This is a genomic window from Kitasatospora sp. NPDC032121 (assembly GCF_055580145.1).
Genome location: NZ_JBVILX010000007.1, coordinates 1 through 15,461, shown reverse-complemented (window position 1 = coordinate 15,461; position 15,461 = coordinate 1). Strand labels below are relative to the sequence as shown.

Sequence of the window (15,461 nt, the reverse complement as noted above, 5' to 3'; positions counted from 1 at the left end):
GGGCAGGAGGGGCCCGGCGGGAACGGCCCCGCCCGAAAGAGGAAGCATGCGCCTACTCGGTATCAACGCCTTGTTCCACGACCCCTCAGCGGCCCTGGTCATCGATGGCCGTACGGTGTGCGCCGCCGAGGAGGAACGCTTCTCCAGACGCAAGCACGGCAAACGACCACTGCCCTTCTCCGCCTGGGAACTCCCCGAACAGGCCGCCCGCTGGTGCCTCGCCCGGGCCGGCCTGCAGCCGGCCGACCTCGACTTCGTCGCCTACGCGTACGACCCGGCCCTCGCCCGGCCGGCCGACGCGCTGGGCCTCGACGACCCGTGGGACGAGCTGCGGCAGCACTACGCCCGGGTGGCCCCCACGTTCCTCGCCGAGGCGCTGCCCGGCCTGCGCCCGGAGCAGGTGCGTTTCGTACCGCACCACGTGGCGCACGCGGCCTCGTGCGCGCTCGCGGCCGACGGGGAAGCCGACACGTGCTCCGTGCTGGTCCTCGACGGGCGCGGCGAGGCGACCTCGCACCTGGCCGCCCGGCGACGGGGCAGCCGACTGGAGCCACTGGCCGGGCAGGAGCTGCCCCATTCGCTCGGTCTGGTGTACGAAGAGCTGACCCAGCACCTGGGCTTCCTGCGCTCCAGCGACGAGTACAAGGTCATGGCGATGGCGTCCTACGGCCGGCCGCGGATGGCGGACGCGCTGCGCCGCCACGTCCACCCGACCGGGGACGGCGGCTTCCGGGCCACCGCCGTGCCGTGGGAGGAGTTCGCGCCGGCACTGCCGCCGGGCGGCGACTGGACACCGCTCCACGCCGACCTCGCCTGCTCCGCCCAACGGGTGCTGGAGGAGGTCCTGCTCGACCTGGCGCGCTGGCTGCACGGGCGCACCGGGGACCGGTTGCTCACCATGGCCGGGGGCGTGGCACTCAACTGCGTGGCCAACTCCCGGATCGCCCAGGAGGGGCCGTTCGACCGGGTCTGGGTGCAGCCCGCGGCCGGGGACGCGGGTACCGCGCTCGGCGCGGCCCTGTACCTGGCGGCCGTCCACGGCGACGAACCCGCGCCGATGCCCGGCGCGGACCTGGGCCGTTCCTGGCCGGACACCGAGTTGGAGGCGTGGCTGAACCGGGCCCGAGTACCGTACGAGCGACCGGCCTCGATCGCCGCCGAGGCCGCCCGGGTGCTCGCCGAGAACGGCATCGTCGCCTGGTACCAGGGCCGGTCCGAGTTCGGGCCGCGGGCCCTCGGGCACCGCTCGCTGCTCGCACACCCCGGATACGCCGCCAATCTGGAGCGGCTGAACGACGTCAAGGGCCGCGAGCAGTTCCGGCCGGTCGCGCCGATGGTCCTGGCCGACCGTGCGGCCAAGATCTTCGAGGGGCCGCTGCCCAGCCCGTACATGCTCTTCGTGCACCGGGTGGCCGACGAGTGGCGCGAACGCATCCCCGCGGTCGTCCACGTGGACGGCACGGCGCGGATCCAGACCGTCGACGCCGACGACGACCCGTCCACCGCCCGCATGCTGGAGGAGTTCGAACTGCTCACCGGCCTGCCGGTGGTCGTCAACACCAGCCTCAACACGGCGGGCCGCCCGATGGTCGACAGCCCCCGCGACGCCCTGGAGTGCTTCGGCTCCTCGCCCGTCGACCTGCTGGCGCTCGGGCCGTTCGCGGTCCGGCGGGCGTCGATGTTCGCCGACGCCGGGGAGGCGCGGCCGTGACGCGCTACGCCGTGGTCATCCCCACACTCGGACGGCCGAGCCTCGCCGCCTGCCTGACCGCGCTGGCCGCGGCCGAGGGGCCCGCGCCCGAGCGAGTGGTCCTGGTCGACGACCGGCCGCGCCCCGGTCCCCCGCCACTGGACGCCTCCGTCCCCGTGCTCCTGCGCGACCGGGTCGTGACCGTCGCCGGCGGCGGCAACGGTCCCGCAGCCGCACGCAACGCCGGCTGGCGGGTGACGACCGAACCCTGGGTGGCGTTCCTCGACGACGACACCGTGCCCGGCCCGACCTGGGCGAGTGACCTCGCCGCCGATCTCGCCGCCGCGGACGAGCGGACGGGTGGCGTCCAGGGCCGGATCGTCGTGCCGCTTCCGGCCGACCGCCGCCCCACCGACTGGGAGCGGGCCACGGCCGGCCTCGCCGGGGCCGCGTGGATCACCGCGGACATGGCGTACCGGCGCGAGGCCCTGGAGCAGGTCGACGGCTTCGACGAACGCTTCCGGCGGGCGTTCCGCGAGGACGCCGATCTGGCGCTGCGGGTCCTCGACGCCGGGTGGCGACTGGAGCGCGGGCGGCGGACCACCACCCATCCGGTGCGCCCCGCCGACCCGTGGACCTCCCTGCGCCTCCAGGTGGGCAACGGCGACGACGTGCTGATGACCCGTCTGCACGGCCGGGGCTGGTGGCGGCGCGCCGACGCTCCGCGGGGCCGGCTGCCCCGGCACCTCGCCGTCACCGCGGCAGCGGCGGGGGCCATGGTCTGCGTCCTGGCAGGCCGCCACCGGGAAGCGGCGCTGCTCTGCGGCGCGTGGCTGCTGGGCACCGGCGAGTTCGCGCTCGCCCGCATCGCGCCGGGTCCGCGGACGGCCGACGAGGTCGCGGCCATGCTCGCCACCAGCGTCGCGATCCCGCCGGCCGCCTGCTACCACTGGGTGCGCGGCCTGGTGCGCCACCGCGGGGCCGAGCGCCGTACGCACTCCCCGGCGAGCGGGCCTGCGGTACGTCGGCCCTCCGGCGGGGCGCCCCCCGTTCCGTCTGCGGCCCGGCAACCGGGCGGAGCAGGGAGTACGACGTGATGGCCCTCGTCACCCCGGCCTCCGGCCCTTGGCTGTACGCCGGTCCGAACACGGGACGGCCCGCCCCACAGCTGCCCGGGGCACCGGCCGCGGTGCTCTTCGACCGCGACGGCACCCTGGTCGAGGACGTGCCGTACAACGGCGACCCCGGCCTGGTCCGGCCCGTTCCCGGCGCGCGGCCCGCGCTGGCGCTGCTCCGGACGGCCGGTGTGGCCGTCGGCGTGGTCAGCAACCAGTCGGGCGTCGCCCGCGGCCTGCTCGACCGTGCCCGCCACGACGCGGTACGGGCCAGGGTCGAGGAGCTGCTCGGACCCTTCGAGGTCTGGGCGGTCTGTCCGCACGGACCGTCGGACGGCTGCGGATGCCGCAAGCCCTTGCCCGGGCTGGTGCTCGCCGCGTGCGAGGCGCTCGGCGTCCCGCCGGCGCGGGTCGCGGTGATCGGGGACATCGGCTCCGACGTGGAGGCCGCCCGGGCCGCCGGAGCCCGCGGCGTGCTGGTTCCCAGCCCGGTCACCCGACCGGAGGAGATCGCCGCGGCCCACGAACGGGCGGCCGACCTCGTCTGCGCCGTCCGGCTCCTGCTCGGACCGCTCACCGGGCACCCGTCATGAGGACACTGGTGGTGCGGCTGGACAGCGCCGGCGACGTGCTGCTCGCCGGACCCGCGGTGCGCGCGGCGGCCCACGGCTCGCAGGAGGTGACCCTGCTCTGCGGGCCGAGGGGCCTGCCGGCGGCCCGGCTGCTGCCCGGGGTCGACCGGATCCTGGTCTGGGACGCCCCCTGGGTGGGATTCGACCCGCCGCCGGTCCGCGCCGAGGACATCGAAACGGTGGTCGCGGACCTCGCCGCGCACCGCTTCGACCGGGCCCTGGTACTGACCTCCTTCCACCAGAGCCCGCTGCCCACCGCCCTGGTGCTGCGGCTCGCGGGCGTGCGGGGCATCGCGGCCGACAGCGAGGACTACCCGGGGACGCTGCTCGACCTGCGGCACCGGCGCGCGGAGGGTCGGCACGAGGCCCTGGCCGCGCTCGACCTCGCCGAAGCGGCCGGATTCGCCCTCCCGCCCGGGGACGACGGCCGGCTGCGCATCCGGCGGGCCACTGACACGGGTACGCTGACCGGCCCCGGCCGGTACGTGGTGGTCCACCCCGGTGCGGCCGTCCCGGCCCGGGCTCCCGGCCCGGCCACCGCCGCCGCCGTGGTCCGGGCCCTGAGCGCGGCGGGGCACCGGGTGGTGGTCACCGGTGGCCCGGGCGACAAGGAACTCACCGCGGAGGTGGCGGGCCCGTACGCCCTGGACCTCGGCGGGCGCACCGACTTCGGCGAGCTGGCCGGAGTGCTCCGGGGAGCCGACGCCGTGGTCGTCGGGAACACCGGTCCCGCCCACCTCGCGGCGGCCGTCGGCACGCCGGTCGTCTGCCTGTTCGCTCCCGTCGTCCCGGCCGAGCGATGGCGCCCCCACGGGGTGCCGCACGTGCTGCTCGGGCACCAGGACGCCCCGTGCGCCGGCACCCGCGCCCGGACCTGCCCGGTTCCGGGCCACCCCTGTCTGGACTCGCTGACCGGGCCCGAGATCGTCCGCGCCGTCGATGATCTGCTGCGCCGCGCCGAGGAGGCCCCGTGAACATCCTGCTGTGGCACGTCCACGGATCCTGGACGACGGCGTTCGTCCAGGGACCGCACCGCTACCTCGTCCCGGTCCTCCCGGGGCGGGGGCCGGACGGACTCGGGCGGGCCCTGACCTTCGACTGGCCCTCCTCGGTCGTCGAGCTCTCCCCGGACGAGCTCCGCCGCGCCGACGTCGACCTGGTGGTGCTCCAACGGCCCCACGAGCAGGACCTCGCCGAGCGCTGGCTCGGACGCCGGCCCGGGCGGGACGTGCCGGCCCTGTACCTGGAGCACAACAGCCCGCACGGGAACGTGCCCGACACCCGCCATCCGCTCGCCGACCAGGCCCGGGTGCCGATCGTCCACGTGACCCACTTCAACCGCCTGTTCTGGGACAACGGCCGGGCCCCGGCCACCGTCGTGGAGCACGGGATCGTCGACCCCGGCCACCGGTACACCGGCGAGCTGGAGCGAGCCGCCGTGGTGGTCAACGAACCCGTCCGGCGCGGGCGCACCGTCGGCTGCGACCTGTTGCCGATGCTCTCGGCCGCCGCCCCGCTCGACGTGTTCGGCATGCGCACCGACGGCCTGGCCGGGCACCTGGGCCTCCCCGAAGAACGCTGCCGGACGTACGAGCTGCCGCAGGCCCGCCTGCACACCGAACTCGCCCGCCGCCGCGCCTACCTGCACCCCGTCCGGTGGACGTCGCTGGGACTGTCGCTGCTGGAGGCGATGCACCTCGGCATGCCGGTGGTGGCACTCGCCACCACCGAGGTGGTGCGGGCCGTACCGCCCGGTGCCGGAGTGCTCTGCACCCGGCCGGAAGCGCTCGCCGAGGCGACCCGCCACTACCTTCGCGATCCGGCCGCCGCCGACGCGGACGGTCGACGGGCCCGCCGGGCGGCACTCGAACGCTACGGCCTCAAGCGCTTCCTGAACGACTGGGAACACCTGATCGAGGAGCTGACCCGATGACCACGACACCCCCTCTGCACATCGCCCTGGTCTCCGAACACGCGAGCCCGCTGGCGGAGTTGGGCGGAGTCGACGCCGGCGGTCAGAACGTCCACGTCGCCGCCCTCGCCGACGCGCTCGCCGACCGGGGCCACCGGATCACCGTCCACACCCGGCGGGATTCGCCCACCCTGCCGGCACACGTGCGCCTGCGGCCCGGAGTGACCGTCCACCACGTCCCCGCAGGCCCGGCCCACGCCCTGCCCAAGGACGAACTGCTGCCCCACATACCGGAATTCGGCGACCGTCTGGCGGAGCACTGGGACAGCGACCCGCCCGACGTGGTGCACTCGCACTTCTGGATGTCGGGCCTGGCCGCGCTGCGCGGCGCCCGAGACCGCGGCCTGCCGGTGGTCCACACCTACCACGCGCTCGGCACGGTCAAGCGCCGGTACCAGGGGTCGGCCGACACCAGCCCGCCCGACCGGATCGAGGCCGAGACCGCCGTCGGTCTGTCGGCCGCCGCCGTCATCGCCACCTGCCGGGACGAGGTGCGGGAGTTGCTCCTGATGGGCCTGCCACCCGATCGGATCCGGGTGGCGCCCTGCGGCGTCGACCCGGACCGGTTCGGCCCCGCCCGGCACCGCCCGCCCGCAGGGCCGCCGCGGCTGCTCACCGTCGGCCGGCTCGTCCCTCGCAAGGGCACGGACACCGCCGTGGCAGCGCTCACCCGGTTGCCCGGCGTCCACCTGCTGGTCGCCGGCGGCCCCCCGGCCGACCGGCTGCCCGCCGACCCGGAAGCCCGTCGACTGCGGGCTCTCGCCGTGGAACTGGGCGTCGCCGACCGCCTCACCCTGCTCGGCGCCGTACCCCGCGAGCGGATGCCCCGACTGCTGCGCGACAGCGACCTCGTGGTCTGCCCGGCCCGGTACGAGCCGTTCGGCATCGTACCGCTGGAGGCCATGGCCTGCGGTGTCCCCGTCGTGGCCAGCGCCGTCGGTGGGCACCTCGACACCGTCGCCGACCGCCGCACCGGGAGACTGGTACCGCCCGGCTCCGCGGAGGAGCTCGCGGCTGCCGTGGCCGGACTGCTCGCCGCACCCGCCGTCCGCGCCGCCTACGGGGCCGCCGGCCGCCGCCGGGTGCTCGCCAACTACACCTGGCGGGCCGTCGCCGACCGCAGCGAGGCGGTCTACCTCGACGTCCTCGCCACGGCCCGCCCCACCGTCCACCCGATGACGGGAGTCGTGCGATGACACCCCGATCCCGTGACCACCAGCCCGACGTGCGGCCGGCCACCGGCCACTGCCTCGCCCTGGAGGAGGCCGTCCGTCGACTGCGGACCGACCAGCTGCCCCTGCTCACCTCGTGGGGCACCGCCCTCGCCGGGCGGCTGCCCGCCGGCGGCCGGCTGTTGGCGGCCGGCAACGGCGGCAGCGCCGCCCAGGCCCAGCACCTCACCGCCGAACTGGTCGGCCGTTACGCGGCCGAGCGGCCTCCGTTCTCCGCGATCGCGCTGCACGCCGAGACGTCCAGCGTCACCGCCATCGGCAACGACTACGGCTTCGACGAGGTGTTCGCCCGCCAGGTGGCCGCCCACGGCCGACCGGGCGACGTACTGGTGCTGCTGTCGACCTCCGGCCGCAGTCCCAACCTGGTGCGCGCCACCGAGGCGGCCCGGCGCGGCCGTCTCGACGTCTGGGCGATGACCGGCCCGGCACCCAACCCGCTCGCGGCCGCCGCCGACGAGGTCCTCGCCGTCGCGGCCGACCGGACCGCCACGGTCCAGGAGGTCCACCTGATCGCCCTCCACCTGGTGTGCGAGGCCTTCGACGCGGCGCTGGCCCGCCCACGGCCGTACCTGCTGCCGGCCCACACCACCGTCGCGCGCACCGGCGGCGACGGGGGACGCCCCTCCAGGGAGTCGGCATGAGCACCGCCGAGACCCGGGTCACGAACCGACGCCGTCCGCTGGTCGTCGTCGGCGACAGCCTGCTCGACTGCGACATCGACGGGGACGCGACCCGGCTCGCCCCCGACGCGCCCGCGCCGGTGGTGGACGTGACGGCCGAACGGCACCGGCCGGGCGGTGCGGCGCTGGCCGCCTGGCTGGCGGCCGGCGGCGGCCGCGAGGTCGTCCTGGTGACCGCGGTCGGGACCGGCGACGCCTCGACCGAGCTGCGCCGCCTGCTCGCGGACCGGGTCACCCTCGTCGAACTCCCGCTGGACGGCGACCTGCCGGTCAAGACCCGGGTCCGCGTCGGCGGACGGCCACTGGTGCGGATCGACCGGGGCGGCGGCGTGCCCGGCGCGCCCGGAGACACCGCCCGACAGGCGATCGCGGCCGCCGGGGCGGTCCTGGTCTCCGACTACGGCCTGCGGACGGCCGACCGGCTCCGGCCGGAACTGGCCACGGCGACCGGCCACCTCCCGGTGGTGTGGGACCCGCACCCCCGTGGCGGCCCACCGGTGCCCGGTGTCCGGCTGGCCACCCCGAACGCAGCCGAGGCCCGTCTGTTCACGGTCGCCCTCGCCCCCGACGAGCCTCCCGGCGAGGACCTTCCCTCGCAAACCCGCCGAGCCGCCCTGCTCACCCGGCGCTGGGGAGCCGCCGGAGTCGCGGTGACCCTCGGCCCCCTCGGCGCACTGCTCAGCCGCGGCCCCGACAGCCCGATCCTGCTGCCCGCCCCGTACGAGGCGACGGGCGACACCTGTGGAGCCGGGGACTGCTTCGCCGCCACCGTGACCACCGCGCTCGCCGACGGCGCCCTCCCCGAAGAGGCCGTGCAGCGCGGGGTCACGGCCGCCACGGACTTCATCGCCCGCGGCGGCGTGGGCGATCCCGCACTCTGGCGGCACACGCCCCCGGCCTCCACCACCGAGGATCCGGTCACGCCCGACGCGACACGGCTGGCCCGTGCGGTCCGCTCCCGCGGAGGCACGGTGGTCGCCACCGGAGGCTGCTTCGACCTGCTGCATCCCGGACACCTGGCCCTCCTGGAATCCGCCCGGCGGCTCGGCGACTGCCTGATCGTCTGCCTCAACTCGGACGCCTCCGTCCGGCGGCTCAAGGGCCGCGGGCGTCCGATCAACTCCGCGGAGGACCGGGCCAGGGTCCTGGCCGGCCTCGGCTGCGTCGACGCGGTGGCGGTCTTCGACGAGGACACGCCCGAGCGCGTGCTCGGTCTGCTGCGGCCCCACCTGTGGGTCAAGGGAGGCGACTACACAGCCGAGACCCTGCCCGAACGGGCCGTCCTGCGCAGCTGGGGCGGCCACGCCGTCGTGCTGCCCTACCTCGACGGACACTCGACCACCTCGCTCGCCCGGCGGGCGGCCGCCGCGACGGGCGGCGGCCCGTGGCCGGCGCGGTGACGCCCGGCCAGGCGGTGCCCCGGCGGCGTACGCCCCGGCAGGGCGCCCACCGTCCGCGGGTCCTGGTGCTCCGGGCCCTGGGCCTCGGCGACCTGCTCACCGGCGTGCCCGTCCTGCGCGGACTGCGTCGGGCCCTGCCCGACCACCACATCACGCTGGCCGCACCCGCCCGGCTCTCCGGCGCCGTCCTGGCAACCGGCTGCGTGGATCGGCTGCTCGGCACCACCGCCGCCGGGCGCGGGGTCCCCTCCCGGCTGGCGTGGTCCGGTCCGCCACCCGACCTCGCCGTCGACCTGCACGGCAACGGCCCCGCCAGCCACGCCGTGCTCCAGGCTCTCGGCCCACGGCAGGTGTGGGGCTTCGGGCGCGTCGGACCGCCCGCACTGGCGGGTCCGGAGTGGGACGAGGAGGAGCACGAACGCGAGCGCTGGTGCCGCCTGGTGCAGTGGTACGGCATCGCGGCGGACCCGGCCGACCTGCTGATCCCCGCCCCCGAGTCGCCCTCGCCCGCCCCGCACGCCGTCCTCGTACATCCGGGAGCCGACGCCGGCAGCCGACGCTGGCCCGCCGAACGGTTCGCGGCCGTCGCCCGAGCCGTCCACTCGTCGGGCGTGCCGGTCGTGATCACTGCGGGCTCGGGCGAGGGGGCGCTCGCCCACCGGGTGGCCCGGGACGCCGGGCTGCCGGAGGGGGCCGTGTTCGGCGGAGAGCGGGACGTCCCGTTCCCCGTCCTGGCCGCCCTGGTCGCCGGAGCGCGCGCCGTCGTGGCCGGCGACACCGGCCTGTCCCACCTCGCGACGGCCCTCGGTACCCCGTCCGTCACCCTGTTCGGTCCGGTCGCTCCCCGCCTCTGGGGCCCGCCGTCCTCGCCCCGCCACATCGCCATCTGGCGGGGCGGACCCGACGGTGGGTCGCGCCCCGGCGACGCCGGCGGCCACGAACCCGACCCTCGGTTGCTGGCCGTCCACCCGGTCGACGTCCTGACCGCACTCGACGGGCTGCCGCCCGCCGTACTCGAACCGGAGGGGCGCCGGGACCGAACGATCCGGTGACGCACCCCGGAGGCCGGCGGATCGGACGCCGGTGAGCAGCCGGGGCGACAGGGTCCTGATCACGGTGTCGGTCCAGCGCATCCGACGCAGCGTCCCGGCGGCTTCCCGTGACAGCCGAACTCCCGCCCGCACCGGTGGTCTCCGGCGCGGGCGGGCCTGCGAGGGTTCAACCTGCCACGGGGAAGCGCTCCCAGACACGATGCGTGCCGAGTTGCTCCACCAGCGCCGAGACGGCCCTCCCGCCGTCCGTCTCGATGGACACGCCCGGTGCGTGCGGATCGACCCCCGCCGCGGCCCACAGGGCGCGGGCGTCCGCGAGACCGGCGATCGGCTTGGCGTGTCGATAGGCCTCGTTGACCAGCAGGACGACCCGGGAGTCGACCGTCCGCTGGCCGCCCGCCACCGCGCCGGACTTGGCGTCCCGTGCGCCGCGGTCATCCGCCCCCGGCCCGGGAGCGTGGGCCACCAGGAGCGCGTCGAACTCGACGGAGCGGGCGGCGGCGAAGGTCCGCTGCACGCCGAGGCCCTCGGCCAGTGGCGCTCCGGTGGGACCGATGACCAGCGGCAGCAGGCCCGCGGCACGCGCGGCGTCGCGCATTCCGAGGACCACGGCGGGGTCACCGCCACCGTCCGCGATGATGCCCAGCACACGGCCGGTCGCGGGCCACCGCTGCCCGAGCTGGGACAGGGCCGGACTGGGGGTGACGTCGGCGAGCGCGGCGGCGGTCGGTGCCGGCAGGCCGAGGCCGGTGGCGACCTCCCGGCAGAGTTCGTCGTCGATCCGTGCCAGGACGGTCAGCACGCGTTCCTTGATCGCCTGCTCGTAGACCTTGGACAGTTCGAAGGTGTAGGCGGCGATCACGTGCTCGCGCTCCACCAGGCTCAGGCTCACCCAGAACAGCCGGGGCTGGCTGAAGTGATCGTCGAACGAGGCGGGCGCCTCGCGGACCTTGGCTCCGGCCGCGATCGGTGTGGGGTGCTCCACGAAGGCGCGGTCGGCGGCGCCGGCGAAGAACGGGCAGCCGCCGTCGAGCGAGTTCGGCTTGTACGGCGCGACGCCGCTGTGGACGGCGTCCTGGTGGAAACCGTCGCGGAGCATGTCGTTGACCGGGGCGTGGGTGCGGTTGATCGGGATCTGGGCGAAGTTCGGACCGCCCAGTCGCGTGATCTGGGTGTCGAGGTAGGAGAAGAGCCGACCGGAGAGCAGCGGGTCGTCGGTGATGTCGATGCCGGGGACGAGGTGGCCGGGGTGGAAGGCCACCTGCTCGGTCTCCGCGAAGAAGTTGGTGGGGTTGGCGTCGAGCGTCATCAGGCCGATCGGCCGGACCGGGGCGAGCTCCTCGGGAACGATCTTGGTCGGGTCGAGCAGGTCGATGCCCTCGAAGGTCTGCTCCGGCGAGTCCGGAAACATCTGGATGCCGAGCTCCCACTGCGGGAACGCCCCGGCCTCGATCGCGTCCGCCAGATCCCGCCGGTGGAAGTCCGGGTCCGTGCCGCCGATCAGCTGCGCCTCCTCCCACACCAGCGAGTGCACGCCCGCCTTCGGCTTCCAGTGGAACTTCACCAGCGTGGTCGCGCCCTCGGCGTCGACCAGGCGGAAGGTGTGGACCCCGAAGCCCTCCATCATCCGGAAGGAGCGCGGGATGCCGCGGTCGGACATGTTCCACAGCGTGTGGTGGGTGGCCTCGGTGTGCAGGGAGACGAAGTCCCAGAACGTGTCGTGCGCGCTCTGCGCCTGCGGGATCTCCCGGTCCGGGTGCGGCTTGCCGGCGTGGATGATGTCCGGGAACTTGATCGCGTCCTGGATGAAGAACACCGGGATGTTGTTGCCGACCAGGTCGAAGACGCCATGGCCGGTGTAGAACTTGGTGGCGAACCCGCGGGTGTCGCGTACCGTGTCCGCCGAGCCGCGTGACCCCAGTACGGTGGAGAACCTCACGAAGACCGGCGTCTCCACGCCCTCGGCCAGGAACGCCGCCTTGGTCACGTCCGCCGCCGTGCCGTACGCGCGGAAGACGCCGTGGGCCGCGGCGCCGCGGGCGTGCACCACCCGCTCCGGGATCCGCTCGTGATCGAAGTGCATGATCTTCTCGCGCAGGTGATGGTCCTGCAGCAACACGGGGCCACGGGGGCCGGCCTTGAGCGAGTGGTCGCTGTCCGGCAGGCGTACGCCCTGCGCGGTGGTCAGGTACCCGCCGTTCTGGGCCCGCGCGGCCTCCGTGCCGGCGGCACGGCCTGTCGCCGACACCGCCGCGGGCGCTTCCTGGTCGGGCTTCGGCGGCAGCGGCGCACGCGGCTCGGTCGGTTCCGCCACGGGCGGCGCCTGCGGGCCGGGGGCACCGGGCAGCTGTTCGGTCGTCTTGCGCACGCGGTTGGGCTCGTCCATCAGTACTCCGATCGGATACTCGGCCCGCCCGGGATCGGCGGGGCGCCGGAGCACGGTTCGCCGCCACGGCGCCCGGGCACTGCGAGAAATGGTCGGCCCCTGCCCCGCCTCGACGGGAGCACCGCGCCCCGGCTTCGAAAGGTGCCGCCAGTCGCCCGACGAGCCTCCCCCGGGTGCGGCGTTCCATCTCGCACCGTGTCGGCAGTTCACCCGGGCGCTGCCCGATGCTCCCCAGCGTGACCTCCCGGGCCGGCGGGCGGGCCCCGCCGAAACCCCCGGCCATCCCGGCGGGGCCGGGACTCAGGCCCCTGTCGGCCGGGCGAGGGCACGCTGGGCGGCGGTGAGCACGGGCCCCGCGATCCGGCGTACGGCGGGTCGGCGCGCCCGCAGGGCCGCGCGGGCGGCGTTGGCGCCGCAGGCGCCGTGGACCCCGCCGCCCGGATGCGCGGAGGAGGAGGCGAGGTAGAGGCCCTGGATCGGGGTCTCGGGCCGTCCGGTGCCGGGGACGGGACGCAGGACGGCTTGCTGGTGGAGCGCGGTGGTGCCGCCGTTGATGGCGCCGCCGACCAGGTTCTCGTCCAGGCCCTGGAGGACGGGCGGGGTGAGGATGCGCCGGTTCACCACCCGGTCACCGAAGCCGGGGGCGAACCGTTCCACCTGGGCCTCCATCCGCCGGGCGAACACGGCGCTCTCGTGCCCGTCCCAGCGTCCGGTGAGCCCGTCCGGGCCGGAGTCCGCCGACACCCGCTGGGGGACGTGGGTGTACATCCAGGCGGACTCGGTGCCCGCGGGCGAGCGCGAGGCGTCGGTGGTGGTCATCTGGCCGAGCAGTCCGAACGGCCGGGCGGGGACGCGCCCGGTGATGACCTGGAGCGCGTAGTCGCTCAGCTCCGTCAGGTCCGCCCCCAGGTGGATCGTGCCGGCGCGGGCCGCGTCGGGGCAGCTCCACGGGATGGGGCCGTCGAGCGCCCAGTCGATCTTCACGGTGGAGAAGTCCCACTGGAAGCGGTGCAGGTCGCGGCGCAGCTGGGCGGGAAGGCGGTCCCAGCCGACGAGGCCGCCGTACAGGGTGGTGGCGGCCACGTCCGCCAGTACGGCATGCCGGGCCCGGACGGTTTCGCCACCGGCGGTGCGCACGCCGATCGCCTGCCCGGAGCGGATCAGGACGCCTTCCACGCGGGCGTCGCACCGTACGTGTCCGCCGTGCGCTTCCAGGCGGCGCACCAGGGCGTCGGTGAGCGCGCGGGCGCCGCCGACCGGAGCGGGCCAGCCGTACTGCTGGCCGAGCATGGCCATCAACCAGCCGAACACGCCGCTGATCGGGGACTCCGGCAGCAGGTCGGCGTGCAGGGCGCAGCCGGCCAGCAGCAGCGCGGGGCCCTGGGTGTCGAACTCCTCCTCGGCGAGGCGGCGCACCGGCAGGGTCGCGAACCGTGCCAGGCGCAGGCCACCGGCGGCCCGCACCCGGGCGGCCAGCACGAGCCCGGCGCGCACCGGCGGGAAGGGTGCGAACATCGCCCGGATCAGCCACGGGTCCAGGCGCTCCCACAGCTCCGACAGCCGTTGCCAGCCCTGGGCGTCGTGGGGGCCGAAGTCGCGGCCGATCAGCTCGGCCGTCTCCTGCGCGTCCTGACGCAGCTGGGCGCAGCGCCCGTCCGTCAGGGGATGGGCCAGCACGGCGGGTGCGCGGCTGAAGGTCAGGCCGTAGTCCTGGAGGGCGAGTGCCTGGATGGCGGGGGATGCCGCGGCCAGCGGGTAGAAGGAGCTGAACACGTCGTGGACGTAGTCCGGGTGCACGCCGCGGTCGCTGTGGACCGCGCCGCCGGGGTGGTCCTGGGCTTCGAGGACCTCGACCTGCCAGCCGGCGTCGGCGAGGACGTTCGCGGCGACCAGTCCGTTGGGTCCGGCACCGATCACGACGGCGTCGTTCATGCCGCGCCTCCTCGTGCCGGTGACCGGTGCCCGGCGTTCTCGACGGTCCGGTGGCCTGTGTTCTCGACGGTGTCGGCCAGGCGGGAGAGCATGCTGCGGTGGCGCAGGTGCAGCAGTGCCTCGGACGGGGCGGCGTGCAGGCTGCTGCCCGGTCCCTGCAAGGGGTGTTCGTCGACGATGACGAGGGTGCCGCTGCCCCAGGCCAGCAGTTCGAGGGCGATGCGCGCGGTGCCCAGGCGGCCGGCGACGGCTTCCAGTTCCAGGCGCTCCGGCTCCTCGCAGCGGCGCACGACGGTGTGCCCCTTCAGGTGTCAGGGGCCGGCCCTGACGGTGTAGCGCAGGCGGGCGCCCGTCCGGGGCCAGCTGCCGCCGGCCGGTTCGGTGCGGGAGGTGCCCGGAACCCACCGGGCGTAGCAGCGCGGGTCGGCCAGCACCTTCCACACGTCCCCGGGCGGCCGATCGATCAGGACATGACGGACGGCCATCGCGTCCTCCGCTTCGTTGTCGGTGGCGGCCCAGCCGCTCCCGGATCGTCTTCTCCTGCCTTCGCGGTCCCCCCGCTCCGTTCGGGGCGGGTGCCCGGACGGCGCGCCCTCTAACCCGCCGACCCGGCGTCCGGTGAGGCGAGGTGGCCCACGCACTGCGCGTGGGCCACCCCCGGGGCCTCAGCCCTCCTCGGGCTCGTCCGCCCAGCCGGGGGCGCCGCGGTCCTCCAGCTCCTCCCGCAGCCAGGCCAGCGTGGCGCTGAGCAGCCGCGAGACGTGCATCTGGGAGACCCCGATCCGCTCCGCGATCCGGGACTGCGTCCAGCCGTCCCAGAACCGCAGCTTCAGGACGGTCTGCTCGCGTTCCGGCAGCCGGGCCAGCAGCGGCCGCACCGCGATACGGAAGTCGACGAGCTCGATGCCGGGATCGCAGCCGCCCAGGCGGTCCAGCAGGGCACTGCCGGCCTCGTCGGTGTCCCCGTCACGCAGCGCGTCCAGCGAGTTGGGACGACAGACCCGGCCCGCCATCAGACCCTCGGTGGCCTGTTCGACGGTGAGGTGGAGATCCTCCGCGATCTCCCCCGGCTGCGGGAGACGACCGAGTTCCTGCTCGAGCCGGTCGGAGCCGCGGGTGACGGACAGGTAGAGCTCCTGCATGCTGCGCGGCACCCGCACCGGCCACGAGGTGTCACGGAAGAACCGCTTGATCTCGCCCGCGATGGTGGGGATGGCATAGGTGACGAACTCGACGCCGCGCCGCGGATCGTAGCCGTCGACGGCCTTGATCAAGCCGATCGTGCCGACCTGGAGGATGTCCTCCATCTCCTCGGCACGGTGCCGGAACCGGGCCGCGATGAAGCGCACCAGCGGCATGTTCAGCTCGAT

At 75.4% G+C, this 15,461-nt stretch carries 14 protein-coding genes; 9 read left to right on the top strand and 5 right to left on the bottom strand.

The genetic code is table 11. The annotated features are described in order from the left end of the window. Positions 1 to 46: 46 nt before the first annotated feature. Genes ACZ5OX_RS19680 through ACZ5OX_RS19640 form a run of 9 tightly spaced genes read left to right on the top strand, consistent with a single transcriptional unit; the run spans position 47 to position 9,773 of the window. Entirely contained in the window at positions 47 to 1,711 is a 1,665-nt protein-coding gene (locus ACZ5OX_RS19680; protein ID WP_465631448.1) for a carbamoyltransferase family protein, read from the top strand. After that, on the top strand, positions 1,708 to 2,787 hold the full coding sequence (locus ACZ5OX_RS19675; protein ID WP_465631446.1) for a glycosyltransferase family 2 protein: 1,080 nt from the start codon (positions 1,708 to 1,710) through the stop codon (positions 2,785 to 2,787). The genes ACZ5OX_RS19680 and ACZ5OX_RS19675 overlap by 4 nt, the downstream gene beginning before the upstream one ends. After that, entirely contained in the window at positions 2,787 to 3,398 is a 612-nt protein-coding gene (locus ACZ5OX_RS19670; protein ID WP_465631887.1) for a D-glycero-alpha-D-manno-heptose-1,7-bisphosphate 7-phosphatase, read from the top strand. Before ACZ5OX_RS19675 ends, ACZ5OX_RS19670 begins: the two co-directional genes overlap by 1 nt. Further along, positions 3,395 to 4,411, top strand: a complete 1,017-nt coding sequence (locus ACZ5OX_RS19665; RefSeq protein WP_465631445.1) for a glycosyltransferase family 9 protein — start codon at positions 3,395 to 3,397, stop codon at positions 4,409 to 4,411. The genes ACZ5OX_RS19670 and ACZ5OX_RS19665 overlap by 4 nt, the downstream gene beginning before the upstream one ends. After that, on the top strand, positions 4,408 to 5,370 hold the full coding sequence (locus ACZ5OX_RS19660) for a glycosyltransferase (protein ID WP_465631443.1): 963 nt from the start codon (positions 4,408 to 4,410) through the stop codon (positions 5,368 to 5,370). Before ACZ5OX_RS19665 ends, ACZ5OX_RS19660 begins: the two co-directional genes overlap by 4 nt. Further along, positions 5,367 to 6,605, top strand: coding sequence for a glycosyltransferase (locus ACZ5OX_RS19655; protein ID WP_465631441.1), 1,239 nt, complete (start codon positions 5,367 to 5,369; stop codon positions 6,603 to 6,605). The genes ACZ5OX_RS19660 and ACZ5OX_RS19655 overlap by 4 nt, the downstream gene beginning before the upstream one ends. Beyond that, positions 6,602 to 7,282, top strand: a complete 681-nt coding sequence (locus ACZ5OX_RS19650; protein ID WP_465631439.1) for a D-sedoheptulose-7-phosphate isomerase — start codon at positions 6,602 to 6,604, stop codon at positions 7,280 to 7,282. Before ACZ5OX_RS19655 ends, ACZ5OX_RS19650 begins: the two co-directional genes overlap by 4 nt. Continuing rightward, a complete protein-coding gene (gene rfaE2, locus ACZ5OX_RS19645) occupies positions 7,279 to 8,721 on the top strand; it encodes a D-glycero-beta-D-manno-heptose 1-phosphate adenylyltransferase (RefSeq protein WP_465631437.1) in 1,443 nt (480 codons plus the stop codon). Before ACZ5OX_RS19650 ends, rfaE2 begins: the two co-directional genes overlap by 4 nt. Then, entirely contained in the window at positions 8,706 to 9,773 is a 1,068-nt protein-coding gene (locus ACZ5OX_RS19640; RefSeq protein ID WP_465631435.1) for a glycosyltransferase family 9 protein, read from the top strand. The genes rfaE2 and ACZ5OX_RS19640 overlap by 16 nt, the downstream gene beginning before the upstream one ends. 166 nt (positions 9,774 to 9,939) lie before the next feature. Here ACZ5OX_RS19640 and ACZ5OX_RS19635 read toward each other — a convergent pair whose 3' ends face one another. The 5 genes from ACZ5OX_RS19635 to ACZ5OX_RS19615 form a co-directional block, all read right to left on the bottom strand. After that, positions 9,940 to 12,159, bottom strand: coding sequence for a catalase (locus ACZ5OX_RS19635; RefSeq protein ID WP_465631433.1), 2,220 nt, complete (start codon positions 12,157 to 12,159; stop codon positions 9,940 to 9,942). A 300-nt stretch (positions 12,160 to 12,459) separates the two neighbouring features. Then, positions 12,460 to 14,091 (bottom strand): phytoene desaturase family protein, encoded by a 1,632-nt coding sequence (locus ACZ5OX_RS19630; RefSeq protein ID WP_465631431.1) that lies wholly within the window; start codon positions 14,089 to 14,091, stop codon positions 12,460 to 12,462. Continuing rightward, positions 14,088 to 14,381 (bottom strand): hypothetical protein, encoded by a 294-nt coding sequence (locus tag ACZ5OX_RS19625; protein ID WP_465631430.1) that lies wholly within the window; start codon positions 14,379 to 14,381, stop codon positions 14,088 to 14,090. Before ACZ5OX_RS19625 ends, ACZ5OX_RS19630 begins: the two co-directional genes overlap by 4 nt. 21 nt (positions 14,382 to 14,402) lie before the next feature. Beyond that, on the bottom strand, positions 14,403 to 14,576 hold the full coding sequence (locus ACZ5OX_RS19620; protein WP_465631428.1) for an SRPBCC family protein: 174 nt from the start codon (positions 14,574 to 14,576) through the stop codon (positions 14,403 to 14,405). Positions 14,577 to 14,756: 180 nt separating this feature from the next. Continuing rightward, on the bottom strand, positions 14,757 to 15,461 hold a 705-nt coding region (locus ACZ5OX_RS19615; protein WP_465631426.1), incomplete at its 5' end, for a SigB/SigF/SigG family RNA polymerase sigma factor.

What these genes read in the sequence shown, in the direction of transcription:
- ACZ5OX_RS19680 (WP_465631448.1), top strand. Translation starts at nt 47, where the DNA reads ATGCGCCTACTCGGTATCAACGCCTTGTTCCACGACCCCTCAGCGGCC.
- ACZ5OX_RS19670 (WP_465631887.1), top strand. Translation starts at nt 2,787, where the DNA reads ATGGCCCTCGTCACCCCGGCCTCCGGCCCTTGGCTGTACGCCGGTCCG.
- ACZ5OX_RS19665 (WP_465631445.1), top strand. Translation starts at nt 3,395, where the DNA reads ATGAGGACACTGGTGGTGCGGCTGGACAGCGCCGGCGACGTGCTGCTC.
- ACZ5OX_RS19655 (WP_465631441.1), top strand. Translation starts at nt 5,367, where the DNA reads ATGACCACGACACCCCCTCTGCACATCGCCCTGGTCTCCGAACACGCG.
- ACZ5OX_RS19650 (WP_465631439.1), top strand. Translation starts at nt 6,602, where the DNA reads ATGACACCCCGATCCCGTGACCACCAGCCCGACGTGCGGCCGGCCACC.
- rfaE2 (WP_465631437.1), top strand. Translation starts at nt 7,279, where the DNA reads ATGAGCACCGCCGAGACCCGGGTCACGAACCGACGCCGTCCGCTGGTC.
- ACZ5OX_RS19635 (WP_465631433.1), bottom strand. Translation starts at nt 12,159, where the DNA reads ATGGACGAGCCCAACCGCGTGCGCAAGACGACCGAACAGCTGCCCGGT.
- ACZ5OX_RS19630 (WP_465631431.1), bottom strand. Translation starts at nt 14,091, where the DNA reads ATGAACGACGCCGTCGTGATCGGTGCCGGACCCAACGGACTGGTCGCC.
- ACZ5OX_RS19620 (WP_465631428.1), bottom strand. Translation starts at nt 14,576, where the DNA reads ATGGCCGTCCGTCATGTCCTGATCGATCGGCCGCCCGGGGACGTGTGG.